Origin of the sequence: Bacillus sp. FSL K6-1218 (assembly GCF_038006445.1) — a bacterium.
In the GTDB taxonomy this organism is placed as follows: Bacteria; Bacillota; Bacilli; order Bacillales; family Bacillaceae_G; genus Bacillus_A; species Bacillus_A thuringiensis_S.
Window position 1 is genome coordinate 24,925 of the sequence record NZ_JBBOVE010000003.1, and the last position, 20,733, is coordinate 45,657.

The following is a 20,733-nucleotide window of genomic DNA, read 5'->3' on the forward strand; positions in this document are numbered from 1 at the left end:
TTAGAGTGTCTTTTATTTATGAATAAGAGGTACAGCAGAAATAATAGATTATAGGACAGAAAGATAATCTGAAACTTCCAAACTATCTTTTTATTTCCTTTAGACATAATATAACAATATAAAGATATGTAATTTGGTATTATTAACGAGGTAATCTTACATTTTACATAATTGGAGGAACAAACGTGGGAAAAATATTTAAGTTTGGATGCCTAGGCATTATAGCTTTATTTGTAATCGGAATAATTGCTATGGTTGCTGGTGGTGGAGATTCAACAGAAAAAACTTCAACAGACACTACAGCAGTATCAAAAGAAGGTGTATCTTCTGATGTAAAAATCGCTGTCGGACCTATGGAAACAGTAGATTCTGTGGGTAATGAATATACAAAGGAACAAGCACAAGGTGTCTTTAAAATTTTAGAAGTTACACTTACTAATAATCAGAAAGATGCCATCACTGTTGATGCTAATAGTTTTAAATTGGTAGATAACAAAGGTCGTGAATTCACATATTCAACACAAGGTCAAACATCTTTTGACTTAGCTAATGGTGGGAAAACTGACTTCTTCTTAAAACAATTGAATCCTGGTCTAACACAGACAGGTAAAATTGTATTTGATATACCAAAAGATGCTGAAGGCATTTTCTTAAAAGCTAGTGGCGGTATGACTGGTAAAGAAATTAAGTTAAAAGTTGAATAGTTGAAGGCACTCGAAAGAGTGCTTTTATTCTTTCTCAATGCCTAAAATTGCTTAATGCGGTAAAATAATATTTGGATGGAAATCCAATACATATTATTAAAGTTAAAGTGGGTTAAATCGCAAGGCACATTTGGGTGTCTTTTCTAATAACTGCTACCGTCAGGGTGATGGTTATTCATTTATTTTTTACGAAACTCACCCTTTTGCTTCCGACAGCGACGAGGAGTGGGGGGGGGGCTTTTTCTAAGAACATACGCAGAAGCTTCACCTACAACGGCTTTCACAAATTTTTTTAGAAGCTCAAACAAAAACTCCATCGGTATATTCCCCCTTTCCTTCCAAATGGAAAGAAGGGATAACCAATCACCCTCACAATATACCGTTAATTCTGTTCTATCATACTAGTACAATCTCACCCATATAAAAAAGACCACCATTAGGCAGTCTTTTTTAGGTAGTTTTAGAGAAAAAATTATAACATATTAATATACAGATAACAAATATACTTTTCCAAAGATACTATAATTTTTTATAATTCTTGATTTCTCAATCTTCATTGCATGATAAATTTTTCTATAACAATTAACAAATAACATTAAAATTATCAATCTATTAGATTATTAGGAAAGACTGGTTATACATATAATCTTTCGGTAAAATATGGATATAATTTAAGAAGATAAAGTTAATATAGATCAACTAAGTAATGCAAAGAAAATGTTTTATTGTATAAAAAAAGGCTCCGTTACTGGAGCGCTCAAAAATAAAATAAATAAACGAATTAAAACAAGAAACAGACAATTTAACTATATAGATAAAATATATTAAAATCTATATATATGAAGTATTGCATATAAAAACCCTCTACTTATTGATGCTATAATAGGCTTACTCGATGATTATTATATTTTTTTATGGTTTTTAAGCAATACAATACCTTCTTAACACCAATTGTACAAGTAAAAGAGGACATCTTAACCGTTTTCTTTTTTAGTATAGTACTTCTAAACCAATAAGAAAGCCTCCTTATTGGAGGCTTTTGATGATATAACCTATTATTTTCTTCCTTTTTCGTTGTAGTAAGAATCAGATTTATTATCTTTTAAACCACTTTTATTATACTAAGGTAGCAGGAATCAATATATATCAACGTTTTATACATACTTAAAACATATAAAACAATAATATATAAAAGTGTTATTTATACTTGTCTATCCAATCATTTATAGCTCCAGGAATATTTTTTGTATTACTTTTTACTTCTTCAACAATATAAGACAAAAATTCTGTCCACGAAAATTCTTCTTCGTATGGATTATTTTGATTAATAAACTTTATAATCCTTTTTAACTCCTTTAGTCTTCCAGAGTCTAATTGCTCTTGTAAATACATTTTAAAATATTTGTTTATAATGGCTGAGTTTTTTAAACTCACTTCCAGCAATATTGCTGTAGCTTTAGAGGGTGTTACATCTAATGCATAGGCTAAACTGTTTATCTTTTCAGCGATTTCCTGTGTAAAACGAATTGTAATACGATCTGTCAGACCGTCTATCTTTTGACGTTGTAAAGACGTTCTTTCTAGGTCCCCAATATAGCATGTATTTCCGAACACTAAATCTCTTCTAAAGTATTCTGATAAAAGGTCCATTACTTGTTTAGAATATAAACCAATCGAACAAATCTGCTCTGCTACATCTTTTACTGGAGTAGTAGTTATATAGGAAATCCGTGAAATTGTTTCTTTAAGATTAATAGAAACAGTTGGTTTAATGTCCTTTTTTTTATCTGAACGTGTCTTCCTCTGTTTTTCTTCTATTTTCATTTTGCCCTCCATTTTCATACTTTAAGTTTTAACCAGTGTCCTAGTGTCCTAGATTTATTTTATGTATATGTGGTAGAGAAGAGGGGTATGTATAAATTTTTACTAATCTGTTAAACATAGAAATAAATACGGAAGGGGAGAGGATCTTTATGCGATTATCAAAAGAAGAAGCTAAAAAAATCGCAAAGATAGGTATTGAAGCGAGAAAAAAATATAATTTACCAGGAAAGAAAAAAAAGCAAAATAAAATTATTTTAGACAATAAAAAATAATAAAATATTTTATTAAACTTGTGCAAAAAAGAAAATATAGTCCAGCTATAATTTCTCTTTTATTATTTACTAACAAACCCATTAAACCTATAATTAATATATATGAATTATAGGTTTAATGAAGGAGTTTATGAAGAAAAAGATATTCATGGGAGCCTTAATTGTAATCATCATTCTGGGTGTTACTCTTGGTTTCTTAGTAAACAAAGCAAATAATATGAAGAATGAATTCACAGGATTTAGAGAAGAACTTGACAAAGACTTCTTCCCACTACTTAAGGATACTAAAGAACATTTTGAAGCTATAGTTCAAAAAGGAAACTCCTACGAGTTAGAGAGTTGGTATCTTACAGGGGATGGAATGAATAATACCCTAAAGTATAATGCTAAGATAAAAGAAATAAGGGATAGAATTGTGAATAAAGATGTTAAGAACCAAGATACACTTGAGTTGAAGAAAAATGTTTTAAACTCATTATCTTTAATGGAAACTGCTTTAAAAGACATTAACACTTTTTACAAGAATGAAAACTCTCATTTACTATGGGATATGCTAAGTGAAGACACAGATAAGTTAACAAAGAACATTTCAGAACAAAACAAGATATTAGCTAAGTATTACAAATAAGAATCCATAAATAGGATTTTCATTTAAAAATTCTTTAGATTTGGAAAGCCTAAATGAACAGAAAGGAAACCATATTAATTAATCTTTTTCAAAATGGTTTCCTTTTAATAATTATATCTTGTAGGTTTACAAAACATTTTTGATCAAAAAACATTTCAAATCTACAATAGATTTTATTAAAATTACTAATAAAAAAATACATTTGGATATTGCAAATGTCATTATGTTAAGTAAATTTCCCATTATTTATTAATAAATAATGTATCAGATAAAATCTGTGTCTTATGCCTTGAAACGGTTATTTACCATTTTTTAATAATTCAATTGCCTTAGCAGCAGCTTCATTAGTTGAAAGACCTAACTTTTCACCCTCATTATGGAACATTTCATACATTTTAAGTGCATCATGTGCCACTTCAAACATCTTCTTATTGTCTTTAAAAGCATATGTTTTAAGACGAACATGATCTTCTTCTAAAACCTTAGTTGTATGTGTAGCATATATTGCCTTTGACTGTTGCTCACCTTTTGTTAAAGGATTTGATTTTCCAGATCTAAACTCATTTGTGTTAATATCTTTAAAGCTCATTCTTTTCCAATCCTTTCTATTAACTCATTAACTACACTTTGATACATATCTAATACCGCTTTATCATGCATATCTTCATTAGTAATACCATTTTTACTAAACAATTTTATACGTTCACGTTTCATTATTTGTGAATTAAATAAATGATCACTAAATATCTTCTTAGAGTCTTCAAGCACTTCATTATCGACTTTTCCCTTTTTTGTAACCAAATAAGGAATAACTCCAGCTAATTTAATATTCTCATTATAGTCAAGAAGGTCTTTTAAATACTCAATAAACTTTACAGATGATGCAAAGGACTGTTGATGTGTTTGCATAATAAGAGCCACATAATCACTAGCTACAATTGCATTATTGGTAAATTCACTGATTGTTGGCGGAACATCAATAATAATGTAATCGTAATCTTCTTTGATTTGATCAATTAGATATTTTAATAGATAAAATCTCTTTGTTTTATCACTAGTTAAGTCATATAAATGTGCTGGAAATCCTACTAAATCCAAATCACTTGGGAAGATATCTAACTCTGAATTTGCTTTAACAACACATTTAAGCAGATCCTCTTCTTGAATTGCTTCAAAAAGACTAGTTTTTACATTTGAATCCATATTGAATGTATTAAACATGATTTCAGTAGCATTAGCTTGTGGATCAAAGTCAATTAATCCAACCTTTTTTCCTTGCTGCTGTAATAAGTATGCTAAGATAGTTGCAAAAGTTGTTTTACCAACTCCACCTTTGAAATTAGAAATTGTAATTACTGTCATTTTTCATTTCTCCTTTTGTGTTATTCTACTTAATTTTACACTTTTACACAAGTAAAAAAGTGTAAAAAATAATTAATACTTATCTTTAATTTCTCCAATAATCTTTTTTCAAGTTCTTCACCATTTAATTGCATGAGAGCATTTAAATGGATTTCATCAATTAAAACAATCCACTCTATAAGATGGAATCTTTCAGCTTCAACTACTTAGTTCATATTTCCGCATCATTTTACACTTTGCTATTTTTACACTTTTACACTGTATAGTTTTAGAGAATAACTATTTTGTTTGCTCCTTTAAACCTACGCTTAAATTCTTTCTTTACTTTTATCTTAGCAATTCTCTTAATGATGCCTAAATCGAACATAATCCGCTTGATCTCCCTAACTCCTTATGTATTTCATATGCTATTTCAAATTTAATCAAACCAACACTTACTTCTTTAATCATGTTTTAACGTCTTTTTTTACACTTTAGTTATAATAGAAGATAGTCTCAACTCATTTATTCCCCTATACTAAATGTTTTTATACTGGATCCAACTAAACAAATAGAGGTTGCAACTATAATAGCTTTTAAAATGAAATCCATTGGTTGTGAAAAATCCCTTATGTATTCAGCAATCTTATTCAAATAGAAAATATATATTCCAAACATCCCACCATGTGCAAATGAATCCCTTGTAAGATCATAATTTTTTAGTTATTCGTTTGCTCGCTGTTTTCCATAAATTTTAGCTTTCTTAATATCTTTAAATACAAAAACCTCACTACCTGAACCCACCATTGCGTCAATCATAATTTATTACTACCAAAATTGGACTTGTCATAACTGAAGCATCCACCTTATATATATGTAAGTTAGTAATAAGTTTAATTCTTTAAAACACTTTTACACTTTTACACAAGTATAAAAGTGTAATTTTTTTCTACTTCAAGCGAAGTAAAGCATATATAAGAACATGTAACAAGAAGCACACACCAAAAAACAACTAGCTCCTCGTAAGAGGTAATAGTTGACGTAAAATTCGTTCTCAGAAGTTGATCTTGTAGTGCTCTTTGGTAAAAAACATAAATTACCAGTTTATTTATTTTAAAAATGAGAAAAAAGATGTCATTGACATCTTTTTTCTGTTTGTTTTTCCATTTTTCAGGTGTTTATTTTTTGCAACACCCTATACCTTATAAAGCCTTGATATTACTGGGTTTTGTTACTTTGCTCTTCTCACTCTTATATATAGGGCTAAAAGTTCCGCAAGGAACAGGTCGTATTTTCTTTTGCTTTGCTTCATCCTTGCGGAACTTTTTTCGGCGGGGGTTGGAATGTCGCCAAGCCGAACAGACCAAAAACGGGATATTGAGTTGCTCGACTTAAACAATCAATTATACCCGCCGAACCGCTTAGATTTACTGTTCATAACTTAACTCTTACTTTGAATTTCTATGACACTAAAAGGGGCTAGCCTCTCGCTTCGCTTCCCCCCAGCCTTTGCACTCACACCCAAAAACAAAGGAACGAGCAAAAATATTTATTAACCTCCCAATTGGGTCACCCTGGCTTTAAGATCGCTAATTGAGACCTCGGCTTGTGTAATTCTACCAGTTAAATTGCTAACTGCAGTGTTGACTTGACTTTGTAAGGCAACTATTTTTTGTTCTAAGGAGTTTATACGTTGAACAAACTGTCCCAAATTTGTAGATTGTTGTTCAAGTTGAACAACACGTTGAAGCAATGTTTGAACACCAATACCCTGAACAGTTAAATTTCCTGTCACTTCAACATTTCCTTCAAACATGCCCGCAAGTCGACCACCTTTACCATAAACACCAACACCTACTCTGTTGTCATTTGCTCCCGCTACACCGGCATGAATATTAGAAGAACTGTACCCTACTACTCCATTTCCATTCTTACTTTGACCATATACACCATTTCCGTTGCTTCCTTCATTTACACCTGCTATACCGGCTTTTCCATCTCCCTTTGTGATACCTAATACTCCATCATTTTTTGCGCTGAACCCATATACACCATTTCCATTGCCTTCATCATTTGCACCTGCTACGCCGGCAGAACCATTAGAGGAGCTTTTTCCAATAACGCCGTTTCCTTGTTTACTAAATCCGTATACGCCGTTTCCGTTACCTGTGTCGCAAACACCTGCTACACCTGCTTTTCCATTCCCTTGTGTGGTACCAACTATTCCATCGTTTTGGGCACTTCGACCGTATACACCGTGTCCATTACCTGTATCACAAACGCCTGCTACACCGGAGTGATTATCTGCGGTGGTAGCGCCCAAAACACCGTTGTATGTGCTACTTACGCCGCTCACTCCTGCTATGTTAGGGGTATTGCTGTCTCCAGATATCGGTGCTCTCCAAGAATAAGACATAAGGATCTTTCCTCCTTTGAGTTTATATTTTCCAGATGATTTTCTGTATATAATTTGGCAATTCCCTAAAATTAACCATATTATATGCTTTTTAACAAAAATTCATATTAATGTGTTGGTCAAACAAAACGGATTTAGCGAAGCAAAGGAAGTATTTGATTTGACGTGTTGTTATAACAACATGTCAAATCACTGGTAATGGGGTTTACACACATTTTGACAGGCGTAGAAATTACCACCTGTTATTTGCATGCAACGCGCAAAACAACTAGGTTCAGATGAATATGACATGATTGTAGGAGAATTTGAGGACATTTCTACCGGTCCTAATGGTCCTGGACCGATTATTATCGGAATGTCTGGTATAGTTGGGCAAGGTTTTATGGTACATTGTAGTTTATAGTAGCAAAATGGTCTATTTCCAAAATAAACACAGTGAAGTACTGGAGAACAGTTTATACATTGCATAGTTTTTTCTCTCCCTTTAATTTATATATTAATCTAAGCATAAATTAAGGTTTTATAAGGTATTTTAAAAGTTTTACATAGTCATTCAAATTATAGATTATGAGTAATTTATCTAATATGATTGGGTAGTTTTAAGTTTTAACTTGTCTAGGGGGAAAACCAAAGGGGAGACTGATATCTTCCTTTCCTCCATAAAAAAAGTCCTCCAGATTGTTTAGCTGGGGGACTTTCTTGTTCACATAATTATCGTTAGCGGAAGTATAGAAGAGTATAAGAAAATCACCTGTGATGGCAATCAATTTTTAACATAGTAATGGAGTTAATGTAATCATCTTAAAAGTGCATCTTAACAAGGCGTATTAAAATATATCGTTTTAATTTAACGCTTTTATGATGTCATCTACAAATATTTTATCGATTTCATGTCCTTGGTTCGTTTGTTCTGAATCCATAATTATTCCTTGGGATTTCTCTTTGTCAATCCACAAATAGTATGTTTGAGTTGTTCCACTTAAAAAGTGAACATTTACTTTGAAATTTGGCTTGTATGTACTGGATATATTTGAATGTGTATGCCCGATATGAGTGATAGCGTTCACGAATGCTCCGACATCAAATTGTTTTACGAATATGTAGGTTTTATCCCCCTCAACTTCAATAAATTCAATAGACTTATCTTTTATGGAGTGTACTCCTTCACCGTCCTTCGCTGTATTATGAAGTATAATACCATCTTCTGACTGTTCACAATCTCTTAGCATATATGCTATACCATGTGTTTCTTGAGGAGTAACAAGCTTATTACATATATCCTTTCTATAGTCGTTTTTGTACTTGTAAGTAAAAGTGAATTTTTCATCTTTATAAGTTACAGTTTGTAAAGTTGGTACTTTTGCTTCCTCGTCAGTTAAATAATTTTTAATTTGTATTTCGTCATTTTTCTTATCTTTTACATTTTGAGAAAATGTTTCAAATCGTTCTAGGTTTCTAGATTTTTCTTTAGGTATATGTACAATAATCTCATTTTTGTTCGCTTCAGTGGATGCCTCTTCACCACCATTACTACATGCAGTTAAAGCAGCGATCGATAAGCATAATGCTCCAACCATTAATGTTTTCTTCAAATTGAGTTCCTCCCTAAAAAATATTATAAATTTAATCATAACAAGAAATGACTATTCTTATTAAAAAACTTAGTACCTCGAATAAGCTAAGTTTAGATCACATATCTCTAATCAGGTAATTAATAAACATGCATGTAAAGTTAACATAACGTCTCATTATAAGAAGTTATCCTCACCAACAATTCCCTACTTATCAACACCTTGTGAAATATCCTCTTCACCTACGTATGCAGTTTCTTATTCATCTCATTATATTTTAGTGGTTAAAAGCAATCATTGTCTTTATTTCCTTTACTTCATATGTATAAAAGTTCGCATAAACAAAAGGCCAACTTATAGGTAAAGTGACAGAACAAATGCTCATCTATATAAAAATAGTAGAAGTGTAGATTTGAGGGATTCACACACTTCTACTAAATCATGTAATCAATCCATTATATGCGGCATATAATTTCTTACAAATTAAACAATCTCTGAATTAAGGATTTCTTTGGAACTGGAATCTCTTTCTTATCTTCTTGTAGTAGTATTATGGCTTTATCTAACTTATTTTGTAGCAATTTAATTTCTTGGTCCTTTTCTTCTGCTATGGATCGTTCCTGTATTAATAGATCTATAATGGTTTGGTTTTGCTGGACTATTTTATCCTGTTGTTCAAACATGTGTACAAACCGTTCTTTCATCATAAAACTCTCTTCCTGTGAACGTTCAGCCTCTAAAAGCGTTATATCAGCGTTATCAGATTCGTGAACGCTTATCCGTTTCCGTTGCGTTTATCCCCTCATATAGCTTATTCTCTGCATCCTGAGGGCTATTCGATGTATTGTCTTTAAATGTCTCAGGAGCTGCAATGTCTTCATTACTAACAGTGGCAGCGGCTTCGTCTAGTTTCCAATTTTGCTTTAGATATATTTTCATCTGTCTCAGTATCTCTATATCTTTTTGATAATATATTCGCTGGTTGCGATCATTACGTTCAAATGTGTAATCCATCTTTTCTAATTCAATGGACCATCTACGAAGTGTATTGGCGTTTATTTCTAATTGCTTTGCTACTTCTTGAGCAAAATAACCATATTCCAAGTGTTACACTTCCGTTTTTCTACAAACTATATTAGTTATATATATCTTTTATATACATAATAGGCCGAACCCTTTGTCTTCCCTTAGTTTCCCTAAAAATAGTCAAAAATCGCTAAATTTATTAATTATTAATAAAAAAAAATTCTAAATTTTAATTGAATAATAGTTTAATTTTGTCGGATTCATTTTTATGTACATATTACAAATAAATGTAAAGTTATCATTTTTAAAAATAAAAATTGGAACAATAATAAATAACTAATTCAAATAAATATAAAGAGCAAAGGGAGATAGCGTAAAAGCCTTGAGGCTCTAAGTGTAAAAGAATTATTAAAAATATTTAAATGTAGAATAAACAATTTAACAAGAAGTCTACTAAATAATTAACAATTAACAAGAAGATTATTCAATAATTAACAATTAAACAAGTTTTCTATCGTATTATCACATATACACAAGTCTTGAATCGTAATAGAGAAAATAGAAAAAGAACACAAGAATAGGAGAGTTGATGTTTAAAACTTACTTTTCCTGGTGTTCTTTTTTGTTTCCTTTATAGTTTTCCACGACTAATAGCCTTATGCTTTATTTTAAAAAATAAAGCATAAGGCTGAAATAAAGTAGATTTTTAATTTTTTATTTTATGCCTTTAAGGCATCTGGTACAGGAATATTATTAGTTGTTAGAGCCAGCACTAGATCATGCCTCATATCGCTATAAGAATCATCTGGTATATATTTAGTCCTCCAGGACAGAATAGATTCACGGAATTTAGCACGCATAAACGCTCCCAAAACGCTTACTTTGTTACCAGATTTCACAAAATTCTCTAGCTCATCTAACGCATATGTCATTGTATATGTCATAAATCTCTTAATATCTTTTGTATGTTTTAGAAATTGAGCAATTGTGGAGATTTCATTTTTAAATGCAACAATAAGATCATTGTCTTCTTTCATAGTCAATGCTAATTTTAAAGACTTCAAGCGATTCTTTGCTTCTTTTCTCATATGTGCTTCTTGTTGTCTTAAAACTTTATTTTGTGATTCAATTACACATTCAGCAGAAATGTGAACGTTAAATTTTTTGATAAAAATTTGTTCAACATACTCTTTGATACGAGTAAGCCTACCCATATTAGGTTTACGCACTTCTGTATTTGAAGCTGTAAAAGGGAAAATAGGTCTAATAATCTTTAAGTATTCACGTACTTTTTTAGCATTACGTCCTAGTTTTTCTTTTAGGTAACTCATCGTGCGTTGTGTAATGAATTTTTCAATTTGATTTTTATTCTCTAGACCTATTTTTCTAGTAAATGTATTACATAAGTCTAAAAGTAATAGAATACCTTTTGAGTCACGGTGAGAAACTAATTGTTTTAAAACTTTAGAATCTAGTAAATGGTTAGGAATTCGGAAATAAGAGAGTTTTCCAATGTCTTGTTTAGTTGTTTCTTTATATGTACGGTTTAATCTAGCATAGTTACAAATTTCATAAATTGAGATTCCGTTAATAAAAACTTCTCGAATCATTCCAGATTCTAATAATGCTTGAAATCCTGTATGTACAGTCGTATATGCAATACCAGAAGCATTGGAAATAATAGATAATTTAAAATCACGAGGTAATAAACCTACATCATTTACATAAAAATGTAAGTAAATATAGGTTGCTAAGGCTGATGAAGGAAGTGCATATTTGCCTAGCTCGTTATTTTTAAGTAGATAATGGCGTGTTTCATCAAACATTTTTACTCCACGCATGAGGAACTTTGATGATATGTTGCTTGTGGTATCTAATTTTATATTTGTAAGTTCATTGATATCAAAATCATTGTTTGTGAACATGAAAAAGCCTCCCTAAATTTCCCACCTAAATATAAGAGAATTAGAGAGTTTTGTATTCACAAACCTTTATAACTTATGATATAATTTAGTCATAAATAATTTTGTGATTAAAACTCTGCTAATGGGAGTTTTTAATTGATTCAAAGTTTGCCGACCTAGATCAATTAAAAACTGAGGTGGAGTTTTATTTTTTTGTGATTTTTTATTATATAAATGTGTTTCTTTAGATTGTTTATCTGTAATTACTTTTTATTCTATAACGTTTTCCCAATAATTTCAATATACTTAAAGTGTATGTTGTATACTTTTGGAGAATAGTAATAATTTCATATAAATAATTATACCATAAAGAAGAACTATAGTTCTGAAATTTCGGAATTTTTATACACTAGAAACAAATTATAATTAAAATAAAAGGCTTGAGGGAGAAATTCCTCAAGCCTTTTATTTTTAAAAATTTTATGTATAATTACTAACCTATTTCCCTTCACATATAAGGAAAATATTAAATTCGAAATAAGAAAACATTGCTATATAAAATAAAACGAAACTGGAATATAAAAGTTGTCATTGGAAAAGAATTCATGTTATTCTATGAAATGTTTTTTTACTAAGTCTGTATAATCAAGCAGTGAGTCAAGAATAATTTTTTGTTTTTCTAATGGTAAAGTACTAATTTTGTCTTTTATTTCTTCAAGTTGTACATCTGTATCACATTTTCTCCCAACTAATGTATCAAGTGATATACCAAGATAATCTGAAATCTTTATTAAAGTTGAGAGATCGGGTTCAGTCCTATTTGCTTCCCAATTTGTGTATGTTGGACGAGCGACATTAAGGTAACTTGCGATTTCATATTGTGTTAATCCCCGTTTTTTGCGAAAATACATTAAATGCTCTCCTACCGTCCCCATATACACCATCCTTTCGAATCTTCGAACATTATACTTGAAGTAATAATAAGGATGGAATATATTTGGATAGAACGTTCTCAAACTAAACCTTTGGTGCGCAAATGGTAACGGTTTGAAACCTGTTTGAGCTTAAAAGTAGAACAGACGTTCTATCCCGTGGTAGAATATGTTATATTCATGTTGTTATATGTGGTTAATATGATTAAATTTTTTTTAAAAACAATATTAAAAAATCTTAATATACATTTAAAAAGTATTTAGAAAGTAGGAACTCTTATGGAACAAACTTTTTTTGTAGATATAGTAAAAGAATGCAAGGAATATACCAACTCCGATACATTAGAAACATTTATAGAATTACTAGATGTCATAGAAAAATATGAAAATCTAGATAACTTAAGTGACTCGTAATTACCTTTCATATCTAACCCTTAATCGTCTGTATTATTTTCATTTTTTAAATTAGCTTCTAATTTTAAAAGATCAGCATAACGAATTAACTCACGTTCTACCTCGGGTTTATATTTATCTGGGACGCTCATAAATCGGTCATATAGAAGACGAGCTAAACGTTCAATAGGTTCTTCCCCAGTTTCATTCCGTAAATCCTCGTCACGAATATTATGTGTAAGTAAATATGCCTCTGTTACATTGAAGTAAGAAGCAATTTGAGAGATTTTATTTAGTCTTGGCTTCTTCTCTCCCTTTTCCCAGCTGGAGACAGCACTAACAGAAACCGACATTGCTTTAGCAAATTCAGTTTGATTAACGCCCTTAATTGCTCTTAATTTTCTTATGTTTTTTCCTAAAACTTCTTGGTTCATATAATCAAACACCTTTCTTTTTCACTTAAAGTATAATTTTTAATCTTTCAGAGTTGACTTTAATCTTTTAGAGCTATACAATATTTTCAGGGGGTGAGAATATGGATAATATTTCTACTCGAATTACCATGCGAAATATTCGCAAATCCAAAAATCTTTCTCTAGCAGAAGTATCAAAGGAATTAAATTTATCATTAGGCGTTCTAAGAGAGATTGAGATTGGGAGTAAAAGTACAACACTCTCTAGAGCTGAACGAATTTCAGAATTTTATGGAGTTCCGATTGAAAAATTATTTCTTCCAAAGTATTTTACTGCTTTAACAGACGAAAATGATCCCAAAATATAAAACCATTTATATTTTGTTTAAGTAATTCTTCTTATATTATAAACAAAATTGCACTAAAAGATAAAAAAGTACTATAGGATTTGCTTATTTCTAAAATTCCCAATATTTAGTTAACAATTTTCATATATAAATTTCAAAACATTTTAAACTTAAGAATTTTACTTTAAGTGAAATTGTAGGAGGTGATTTGGTTGGTATTGCTGGTTGAACCGACTAAAAAACAGGAAAAGAAAATTATTAAACTTGTTCTTAAAGAATTCAAAAAGTATCATTTGTATGTTTGGTCATTGGAAGAGAAACAACAACCAAAGATTACAGCATCGTACACTTTGAACGAATCAACTACAGTAAACAACACGTTTCATTCTTCTACAGAAAGTACGGCTCTTAAAAATGTTGAGGCATGTGAGTTTACTACTTCTCTATTACGTAAGGTTAGTCGTTTGGAGTTAACCCAAAGGCAATTGGTTATTCATTACTATATTAAGAAAGATAAAAGTGTAGTGCAGCTTTGTAATCAATTTCATATTTCAGAATCCCAATTTCATAGGATAAGAAATCGGGCATTGATGACTTTAGCATATGCACTTGGATTAGCAAGAGAAGAGCTGATTGATATCGACTAAAAAGTTAAATTTCGAATAGTCAACTACCATATAAAATGTTATATTTTAATATGGTTAAATAATAATTAGTTGATATCGAGCATTATCCTAGTGCTATATATAGGGAGGAAGCTATTACTAAATTAGGATAACTCAACAATTTGAGTGTTTAGTGATAGATTACACACATGTTTAAAAAGACTACTACTAAAAAAACTGCTGCTGGTATTATGACAATTGGTATTGCATTATCTACAACAATGATTTTTAGTCCAACAAAGACGTTAGCATGGTATACACCAGATGATCCAGCATATGATGAAATTGTTATTTATTCACATAATACGCTTCAAGATCCTGCACGCCCGAAGGGGGATTTAAATTATTATGTTAAAGGTTATGTTGCTCCAAGTGGAAAAGTAATTTTAATCGGACCGTATACTGGAGAAGTATTTGATGGACAAGAAATTGAAGTTGTGGAGCCGTTCAAAGGGAACTATAAGTTGAAGATTAAAGTGGCTACATCTGAAAAGCCAGAACCGAAGCCAGAACCAAAACCTGAGCCGAAGCCAGAACCGAAGCCAGAACCGAAGCCAGAACCAAAACCTGAGCCGAAGCCAGAACCGAAGCCAGAACCAAAACCTGAGCCGAAACCTGAACCGAAGCCAGAGCCGAAACCTGAGCCGAAACCTGAACCGAAGCCAGAGCCGAAACCTGAGCCGAAACCTGAACCGAAACCTGAACCGAAACCTGAGCCGAAACCTGAACCGAAGCCGGATGGTAACAAAATTCCAGAGAAACCAGTAGAAAAAACAGATGGTAATAAAATTCCGGAGAAGCCAGTTGTAAAACCTACTACAAAACCAAACTTCTTTATTCCTAAACAAGAAGTAGTTCCAGAAGCTAAATATGTAGTAGTAGAGGATAAAAAGGAAACTTCAAGTCCAGTGGATTTACCTAAACAAGACAATAAACCAAAAGCTGAAAGTATTGCCAAAGGTGAAATTAAATTTGTAGAGAATAATGGCGTAGTAGTTCCAATGAAGAATAAAGAAGATGATGTTGCTTTATCTGTGAATACTACCCTTAAAGATCTTGCAGATAATAAAGGTAACAAGGAAAAATTAAATACTTCCGATGAACAAGTTAAACAAGAAGAAGCAAAACCAGAAGAAAATAAACCAGAAGAAGCAAAACAAGAGGATAAAAAAGAAGAGAAAAAAGGTACGGATAAAGATAAAGCCTCTAATCAAAAAGACAAAAATTCTGAGGTGAAAGATGAACAAGGTGGCTTATCACCAATTGCGGTAGCTGGTGGAGTTGCTGCAGCTGGAGCTGTAGGTGTCGGTGCTGCAGCTGGGGTTAGTCCAACATTTAGAAGATCACTTCAAAGTGGTTTAAGAAGACTGAAAGACCTATTTAGAAAATAATTATTCGAAAAGACTAGGATTGTACAATCCTAGTCTTTTTTTATTTCTCTAAGAACAAAAAATTTGGGAGTTTTATGAAAGTTTTATGAAAGTATCTTGACAGATTCTTGGCAGGGAGGAAATTGGAATTGGCGATATCATATTACCAGAAGCAAAACATGTGTGGAGAAGCGTCTACCTCCCTTATCAATGACGAACCGTGTATAGGTAAAAGATGTTTCGAAAAGTGTAACCATAAGAGAGGACACTTGGTTTCTGGATCGCACTAGTTTGCGACTACTTATATGGGGGATTTGGACTATTATTTTTAATGGTTTTACTAGGTTCGGTTTTTATCCTCTCTATCTTAGTGATTTAATAAACCATTAGTTTTATTCTTTTTTGAATTAATGATTTTTTATTTAGCAATGGATAATAAACATGTATGCAAGATATTTAATCGTTAATTGAAAGAGGTGTAGGACTAGTAAAGTGATACATCCAGTGTGAGTTTTTTGCATCCATTATGGATGTTTTTTTATTGAATTTTTAAGAGGGGGTGAAAAGAGTGGGTGAACAAAAAGGAGCTATTTTAATTATTGTAGTATGTCTTGTGATTTTTGGATTATGCGTAGGATTTGCAACAGGTGTGATTCAACCATTATTAAGTCAAATTGGTACAGGAATGAGCAACATGGTAAACAATGTATTTAAAGCTATTCCAACGGCTGGTAAGTAGGAAATAGCAAGAAAGAATTTAAAGGAGGTGAAAAGAAGTGGGTGAACAAAAAGGAGCTATTTTAATTATTGTAGTATGTCTCGTGATTTTTGGATTATGCGTAGGATTTGCAACAGGTGTGATCCAACCATTATTAAATCAAATTGGTACAGGAATGAGTAATATGGTAAGCAATGTATTCAAAGCGATTCCAACGGCTGGTAAGTAATTAGTTGTTTTAATATAGGATGTGAAACGAAACATGAAAGTAAAACATTTGCTAATGGTAATTGGTTTTTCGTTTCTTTTTTCTTTAAGTTTTTTTAGCAACCCTACATACGGGGCGGCATATTCGCCCTATCCTTCTCATAACGTTTCTCCTGGAGAAGGTGGAGGAAAGGAAGAGGCTTGGAAAAGTGGTAGAAAGTTAGTATACGATGTTTATAGTGGTGTTGATGGAAAACCTAAATGGCAAATCACCAACAGGGATTATGGACGAGGAACGCAACCTTATTTAGAATTTACAGGTTGGAGTGCGCTAGTAGGGTATCATGAGCATAATGCTTCCAATCAAGAAACGTATTTATGGGCGTTGAATAAACGGACTGGTAAAAGTTATATTTATCAAGCTGAAATGACGGATTTAGATGCCTCTAAAGACTTGGAGTACAACCGACAAAACAGTACAGGGGAAGTTTATAATGCATGTCCCAAAGATGCTTATAACAAAAGTAACGATGAGTGTAACATGTATTATCATAATGTAGGATTTGTTGCGCACATCCCTTTAAACGAACTATTTCCTAATGGAACTACAGAAGATACATGGAATCTAAGGATTATTAAAAAGGTAGAAAATAATGTTGTTTGGGACTATTTAAAAGTACCATTTCAATTTAGTGATTTAGATTTCAGTCTTGGTAAAATTTCATTAGATTCTGGTTTAAATGCTGGAAACTTAGTTATGGCGAATGATGGAGTAGCAAGAAGGAATTATCCCCGTCAAACAGGTTGGTCTGGTGGAAGATACTTTACTATAAATGAAACGTATCAAAGGGTTGCGCAAAATGAAGCGAATACCGTTGTATGGTATGGAGTAAGCTCTCCAGAAGAAGCTGGACAAACAAGATGGGCTGGTAGTGCGTATTGGATATTTGGAGGCCAACCAGCTGAATTATCCTATAAAATTGGTCAAAAAACTTGTCCAGACGGTTCAATTGTAAACTTGGACCAAACTTGCTCTATTAAAGTAGACATAAAGCATGTAGATGCTAAGTCTAATAAAATTTTAAGAGAAGATCATCATAAGATGAAGATAGGTTCAGATTATAGTTATACTCCAGAAAATAAAGGAGTATTTAAGGATTCACAAAATAACCCTTATGTTGCTGCGCCTTTAAACCAGCAATATAAAGGGAAAGCTCCAGAAAACAACTTGAGTTTTACTTTTACGTATAAGAGTTCTCTCTCTGATCCAACTAGGGTTGTAGAAATGGAAGGCTCAACAGAAGGAATGACAAAAGGTGATTATTTATGGGAGCTTAGACGTGTAGATCCATCTAAACCGAGTCAAATATATGCAAGTAGTAATTTTGAAATTACAGGTAAGCATTATTCGGTTAGAAATGTCTTAAATCGTATAAGTGCAAATGGTGTTTTTTCAGAGCAAAGTGATAAACCGATGGCACTTTTATTAGATTTGAAAAACCTACAAAATAAGAATATACAATATGATTCTTCTTATGAATATACGAATCATTACAGTGAAAATTATATGTGTAAAGATCAACAAGGTAGTGATTGCTTTGATTGGGTCTACAAGGATACAACAGCCGTTTGGTCCGAACCATATAAAAAAGTATTTGATTTAGTTAAACATTATGGTGAAAACCTCCGACTTTTAGTAGATCCAAGTTTTGAAAAAATGTTCAATGTAACTGGCGCTAAAGATTTACAAAATATCACTGGCAATGGAGCGTCAGGTGAAAAGGGTGGCAATCTAATTGTAGGTAAAAAGAAAGCCATTGATATGAGCAAGGATAAAGCGAAAGTAGTCTTTAATAAAAATTACTACGAAAGATTTAAACAAGCTGCAATTTCAAAGGCTAAAGATGACAATAGTTTACCTACGCAATCATGGATTGATATTTCACCTGGAACGATGGAGTATGAAGTAGAATTACCTACTGATTCCCAAAAATCTAAGTCTTTCATGTATCAACGCAAAAATGGAGCGAATAGTTATTATTACGCTGTTGATATTGATAAGAATTTAAGAAGTACATATCAAAATCAAAGTCCCTATGCGTATACGAAGTATGCATTGCCCCTTCAATTAGAGAATATGAAGGATAAGGGCGTAGTGAATGATACAAAGCGTAGCTATACTTTAAATTGGGCCTCTGATTATTTCTTTGTTGGAAAACAAACAGGATTTATTCAGCCGTTTCCTTATACAAAGTATTTACGTGATATGGAACAGGGAAAAGGAAAGCTACCATCAGCTGACGAGATTAAGAACATTGTAAATCAAGAAGCTAAAACCAATTATGAACAGCAAACAGGACAGAAATTCAATGATACACTCTTACATGCAGATTCTAATAGTAAGGAAGGTTTGTATGGATCAAGAACAAACCTAAATCGTTATTACCTTCCTATTTCATCTGATTCAGCTTTAAAAGCCAAACAACCCTATGAAAATAAGGTTTTGTTAGCAAATATGGGATTAAATGATGCCACTTTAATATTTGGACAAAAATTTAATTTCGAACGCTATTTAGTGGGAAGTGTCGTTGACGATGCTTATGTAGTAGAGCAACATGATCCAACGGTAGAGATTTCATCATATCCACATCAAGTGAATGTGATGAATAATCAACAATCTAAGATTAATGCGATTACAAAGGCCCACTCGGCAGAAAAATTGTTTGAGTTTAGAAAGACTGATACTTTAAGTTTGTATGATCAATTGAAGAAAGTAATTAATTTAGGTATATAACTAAATTTATGTGTAAAAGACCATTTTCCTAAGGAAAACGGTCTTTTTTTATGAATTCATTGAAAGGAGGTGATATGAGTGACGGAATATCAAAACCACAACACTCCAGTTCAAGAAGGAACACATGATGCAGTAGAAGTAGAAAGTGTGAAAAAACCCAAAGTACAAAAGCCACCAACATTTAAAAAAATGGAAACAGCTGCGAAAAATATTTTGGCAGCAAAGGGTATTAATTACTATGATTGGCTCCATGAAGCACATGAGAAGCTAGTTCAAGAAACAATGCTTGCAAATGTGGACTCAATTGGTTCACTAGTAAAATCTTAAAAAAAGGTAGGAAAATTCTATGAATGAATTTATTTCAACGATTGGTAATTTTACAAACACAATTAAACCAGTTGCGCCAGCGTTAGCAGGTTTAATTTTAGTTATTATTGGTATTATTTACATGGTTTCAAAAGATCCGCAGCGAAAAGAACAATGTACAGGCTGGATGATCAATGTAGTAAAGGGATTTTGTATTGTATATCTTGGAATCGCTATTGTTTCTTGGTTATCAGGACAAGTAGTAGGATTCGGTTGATAAAGAGGTCGTATGACCTCTTTATATTTTTTTTATAAAAAAACGGGGGTGTCCAACTTATGTGTTTAGAAAATGGATTAAAAATTGATTTTTATCCCAATCATAGTATGGGTAAAGGATTGATTGAAATTGTACAAATTAAAGCAAATGGTGAAAAAAAACCATATACATATCATTTATGTAGTAATAAAGATGCACAAGAGTTTATTCGAGATGTTAGAGAGAAAAGAAGAAGCTTCTTAATTGCTGAAGATGCTGGAACAAAAAGCTTTGAATTACTTGTAGGTGAAGAAGGTAATATAACATTCAGATACCCAGAGTGGAATACCATTAAAGAAATGGAAACACGTTTATTAAGTGTACATTGTAAAGTTAAATTTAAATTATTACCAGAATTGAATTTCAGAGAAATAGTGAAAAAATACGTGGATACAGAATCCAATAGATTGTTTGGGGTAGAAAAAAATTTTTTCCAAGAACGAGAAATTACGAAAGACAGTATTTTTAATTCTTATTTTGAGGATTTATATAAAGAAGAGAACTTGCAAGAGGATACTTATGATTTTCTTACATTAGAAGAGTGGATATATCAAAAAAATTTAATTAATGGGTATGAAAAGTAAAG

22 protein-coding genes and 1 pseudogene are annotated in these 20,733 nt (G+C 31.8%); 13 read left to right on the forward strand and 10 right to left on the reverse strand.

Annotated elements, in window-relative coordinates:
• Positions 1 to 185 precede the first annotated feature (185 nt).
• Positions 186 to 704: a DUF4352 domain-containing protein gene (locus MHI26_RS30415; protein ID WP_061667678.1), complete on the forward strand. Its 519-nt coding sequence runs from the start codon at positions 186 to 188 to the stop codon at positions 702 to 704.
• 179 nt (positions 705 to 883) lie between these two features.
• Here the strand turns inward: MHI26_RS30415 and MHI26_RS30420 are convergent, their stop codons facing one another.
• Together MHI26_RS30420 and MHI26_RS30425 are read right to left on the reverse strand one after the other, a co-directional pair.
• The gene (locus MHI26_RS30420; RefSeq protein WP_176523494.1) at positions 884 to 1,021 is read right to left on the reverse strand and encodes a hypothetical protein; all 138 of its coding nucleotides are present in this window, start codon (positions 1,019 to 1,021) and stop codon (positions 884 to 886) included.
• An 880-nt stretch (positions 1,022 to 1,901) separates the two neighbouring features.
• A complete protein-coding gene (locus tag MHI26_RS30425; RefSeq protein ID WP_061667677.1) occupies positions 1,902 to 2,528 on the reverse strand; it encodes a hypothetical protein in 627 nt (208 codons plus the stop codon).
• A 149-nt stretch (positions 2,529 to 2,677) separates the two neighbouring features.
• On the opposite strand from MHI26_RS30425, the gene MHI26_RS30430 reads away from it, so the two are divergent.
• Entirely contained in the window at positions 2,678 to 2,800 is a 123-nt protein-coding gene (locus MHI26_RS30430) for a hypothetical protein (RefSeq protein ID WP_255253821.1), read from the forward strand.
• Positions 2,801 to 2,930: 130 nt separating this feature from the next.
• Entirely contained in the window at positions 2,931 to 3,428 is a 498-nt protein-coding gene (locus MHI26_RS30435) for a hypothetical protein (RefSeq protein WP_061667676.1), read from the forward strand.
• A 298-nt stretch (positions 3,429 to 3,726) separates the two neighbouring features.
• Here MHI26_RS30435 and MHI26_RS30440 read toward each other — a convergent pair whose 3' ends face one another.
• The 3 genes from MHI26_RS30440 to MHI26_RS30450 form a co-directional block, all read right to left on the reverse strand.
• Entirely contained in the window at positions 3,727 to 4,017 is a 291-nt protein-coding gene (locus MHI26_RS30440; RefSeq protein WP_061667675.1) for a hypothetical protein, read from the reverse strand.
• Complete coding sequence (locus MHI26_RS30445) at positions 4,014 to 4,790, reverse strand: ParA family protein (protein WP_061667674.1); 777 nt, start codon at positions 4,788 to 4,790, stop codon at positions 4,014 to 4,016. The genes MHI26_RS30440 and MHI26_RS30445 overlap by 4 nt, the downstream gene beginning before the upstream one ends.
• Before the next feature lie 1,531 nt (positions 4,791 to 6,321).
• Positions 6,322 to 7,185, reverse strand: coding sequence for a hypothetical protein (locus MHI26_RS30450; RefSeq protein WP_061667673.1), 864 nt, complete (start codon positions 7,183 to 7,185; stop codon positions 6,322 to 6,324).
• Between the two features lie 250 nt (positions 7,186 to 7,435).
• Between MHI26_RS30450 and MHI26_RS30455 the strand changes: the two genes are divergently transcribed.
• The gene (locus MHI26_RS30455) at positions 7,436 to 7,588 is read left to right on the forward strand and encodes a hypothetical protein (protein WP_176520882.1); all 153 of its coding nucleotides are present in this window, start codon (positions 7,436 to 7,438) and stop codon (positions 7,586 to 7,588) included.
• A gap of 439 nt (positions 7,589 to 8,027) precedes the next feature.
• Here MHI26_RS30455 and MHI26_RS30460 read toward each other — a convergent pair whose 3' ends face one another.
• The 5 genes and pseudogenes from MHI26_RS30460 to MHI26_RS30480 all read right to left on the reverse strand — a co-directional run bounded on the left by MHI26_RS30460 (position 8,028) and on the right by MHI26_RS30480 (position 13,445).
• Positions 8,028 to 8,777, reverse strand: a complete 750-nt coding sequence (locus tag MHI26_RS30460; RefSeq protein ID WP_061667672.1) for a DUF4362 domain-containing protein — start codon at positions 8,775 to 8,777, stop codon at positions 8,028 to 8,030.
• A 455-nt stretch (positions 8,778 to 9,232) separates the two neighbouring features.
• Positions 9,233 to 9,860, reverse strand: a pseudogene (locus MHI26_RS30465) (MerR family transcriptional regulator).
• A 641-nt stretch (positions 9,861 to 10,501) separates the two neighbouring features.
• Positions 10,502 to 11,707, reverse strand: a complete 1,206-nt coding sequence (locus MHI26_RS30470; protein WP_061667671.1) for a hypothetical protein — start codon at positions 11,705 to 11,707, stop codon at positions 10,502 to 10,504.
• A 587-nt stretch (positions 11,708 to 12,294) separates the two neighbouring features.
• Entirely contained in the window at positions 12,295 to 12,621 is a 327-nt protein-coding gene (locus MHI26_RS30475) for a helix-turn-helix domain-containing protein (protein WP_061667670.1), read from the reverse strand.
• 431 nt (positions 12,622 to 13,052) lie between these two features.
• Positions 13,053 to 13,445: a helix-turn-helix domain-containing protein gene (locus tag MHI26_RS30480; protein WP_061667669.1), complete on the reverse strand. Its 393-nt coding sequence runs from the start codon at positions 13,443 to 13,445 to the stop codon at positions 13,053 to 13,055.
• A 101-nt stretch (positions 13,446 to 13,546) separates the two neighbouring features.
• Here MHI26_RS30480 and MHI26_RS30485 point away from each other — a divergent pair, with 101 nt between their 5' ends.
• From MHI26_RS30485 to MHI26_RS30525, 9 genes are all read left to right on the forward strand, one after another.
• Positions 13,547 to 13,792 (forward strand): helix-turn-helix domain-containing protein, encoded by a 246-nt coding sequence (locus MHI26_RS30485; RefSeq protein WP_061667668.1) that lies wholly within the window; start codon positions 13,547 to 13,549, stop codon positions 13,790 to 13,792.
• A 182-nt stretch (positions 13,793 to 13,974) separates the two neighbouring features.
• Entirely contained in the window at positions 13,975 to 14,418 is a 444-nt protein-coding gene (locus tag MHI26_RS30490; RefSeq protein WP_255253822.1) for an ArpU family phage packaging/lysis transcriptional regulator, read from the forward strand.
• Between the two features lie 167 nt (positions 14,419 to 14,585).
• Positions 14,586 to 15,827 carry a hypothetical protein gene (locus MHI26_RS30495; protein ID WP_340994826.1) on the forward strand — a complete coding sequence of 414 codons (1,242 nt, stop codon included), beginning with the start codon at positions 14,586 to 14,588 and terminating at the stop codon, positions 15,825 to 15,827.
• A 547-nt stretch (positions 15,828 to 16,374) separates the two neighbouring features.
• Entirely contained in the window at positions 16,375 to 16,545 is a 171-nt protein-coding gene (locus tag MHI26_RS30500; RefSeq protein ID WP_164876590.1) for a hypothetical protein, read from the forward strand.
• Between the two features lie 37 nt (positions 16,546 to 16,582).
• The gene (locus MHI26_RS30505; RefSeq protein ID WP_176510574.1) at positions 16,583 to 16,753 is read left to right on the forward strand and encodes a hypothetical protein; all 171 of its coding nucleotides are present in this window, start codon (positions 16,583 to 16,585) and stop codon (positions 16,751 to 16,753) included.
• Positions 16,754 to 16,786: 33 nt separating this feature from the next.
• A complete protein-coding gene (locus tag MHI26_RS30510; protein WP_340809301.1) occupies positions 16,787 to 19,525 on the forward strand; it encodes a hypothetical protein in 2,739 nt (912 codons plus the stop codon).
• 78 nt (positions 19,526 to 19,603) lie between these two features.
• Positions 19,604 to 19,852, forward strand: a complete 249-nt coding sequence (locus MHI26_RS30515) for a hypothetical protein (protein WP_098291701.1) — start codon at positions 19,604 to 19,606, stop codon at positions 19,850 to 19,852.
• 19 nt (positions 19,853 to 19,871) lie between these two features.
• Positions 19,872 to 20,108 carry a pilin gene (locus MHI26_RS30520; RefSeq protein ID WP_001001740.1) on the forward strand — a complete coding sequence of 79 codons (237 nt, stop codon included), beginning with the start codon at positions 19,872 to 19,874 and terminating at the stop codon, positions 20,106 to 20,108.
• Between the two features lie 59 nt (positions 20,109 to 20,167).
• Positions 20,168 to 20,731 (forward strand): hypothetical protein, encoded by a 564-nt coding sequence (locus MHI26_RS30525; RefSeq protein ID WP_061666000.1) that lies wholly within the window; start codon positions 20,168 to 20,170, stop codon positions 20,729 to 20,731.
• The last annotated feature ends 2 nt before the right edge of the window (positions 20,732 to 20,733 follow it).

Excerpts from the sequence above, each read along its gene's own strand:
- MHI26_RS30445 (WP_061667674.1), bottom strand. The coding sequence starts at position 4,790 with ATGACAGTAATTACAATTTCTAATTTCAAAGGTGGAGTTGGTAAAACA.
- MHI26_RS30455 (WP_176520882.1), top strand. The coding sequence starts at position 7,436 with ATGCAACGCGCAAAACAACTAGGTTCAGATGAATATGACATGATTGTA.
- MHI26_RS30480 (WP_061667669.1), bottom strand. The coding sequence starts at position 13,445 with ATGAACCAAGAAGTTTTAGGAAAAAACATAAGAAAATTAAGAGCAATT.
- MHI26_RS30420 (WP_176523494.1), bottom strand. The coding sequence starts at position 1,021 with ATGGAGTTTTTGTTTGAGCTTCTAAAAAAATTTGTGAAAGCCGTTGTA.
- MHI26_RS30440 (WP_061667675.1), bottom strand. The coding sequence starts at position 4,017 with ATGAGCTTTAAAGATATTAACACAAATGAGTTTAGATCTGGAAAATCA.
- MHI26_RS30525 (WP_061666000.1), top strand. The coding sequence starts at position 20,168 with ATGTGTTTAGAAAATGGATTAAAAATTGATTTTTATCCCAATCATAGT.
- MHI26_RS30425 (WP_061667677.1), bottom strand. The coding sequence starts at position 2,528 with ATGAAAATAGAAGAAAAACAGAGGAAGACACGTTCAGATAAAAAAAAG.
- MHI26_RS30430 (WP_255253821.1), top strand. The coding sequence starts at position 2,678 with ATGCGATTATCAAAAGAAGAAGCTAAAAAAATCGCAAAGATAGGTATT.
- MHI26_RS30475 (WP_061667670.1), bottom strand. The coding sequence starts at position 12,621 with ATGGGGACGGTAGGAGAGCATTTAATGTATTTTCGCAAAAAACGGGGA.
- MHI26_RS30510 (WP_340809301.1), top strand. The coding sequence starts at position 16,787 with ATGAAAGTAAAACATTTGCTAATGGTAATTGGTTTTTCGTTTCTTTTT.
- MHI26_RS30450 (WP_061667673.1), bottom strand. The coding sequence starts at position 7,185 with ATGTCTTATTCTTGGAGAGCACCGATATCTGGAGACAGCAATACCCCT.
- MHI26_RS30435 (WP_061667676.1), top strand. The coding sequence starts at position 2,931 with ATGAAGAAAAAGATATTCATGGGAGCCTTAATTGTAATCATCATTCTG.
- MHI26_RS30520 (WP_001001740.1), top strand. The coding sequence starts at position 19,872 with ATGAATGAATTTATTTCAACGATTGGTAATTTTACAAACACAATTAAA.
- MHI26_RS30495 (WP_340994826.1), top strand. The coding sequence starts at position 14,586 with ATGTTTAAAAAGACTACTACTAAAAAAACTGCTGCTGGTATTATGACA.
- MHI26_RS30485 (WP_061667668.1), top strand. The coding sequence starts at position 13,547 with ATGGATAATATTTCTACTCGAATTACCATGCGAAATATTCGCAAATCC.
- MHI26_RS30470 (WP_061667671.1), bottom strand. The coding sequence starts at position 11,707 with ATGTTCACAAACAATGATTTTGATATCAATGAACTTACAAATATAAAA.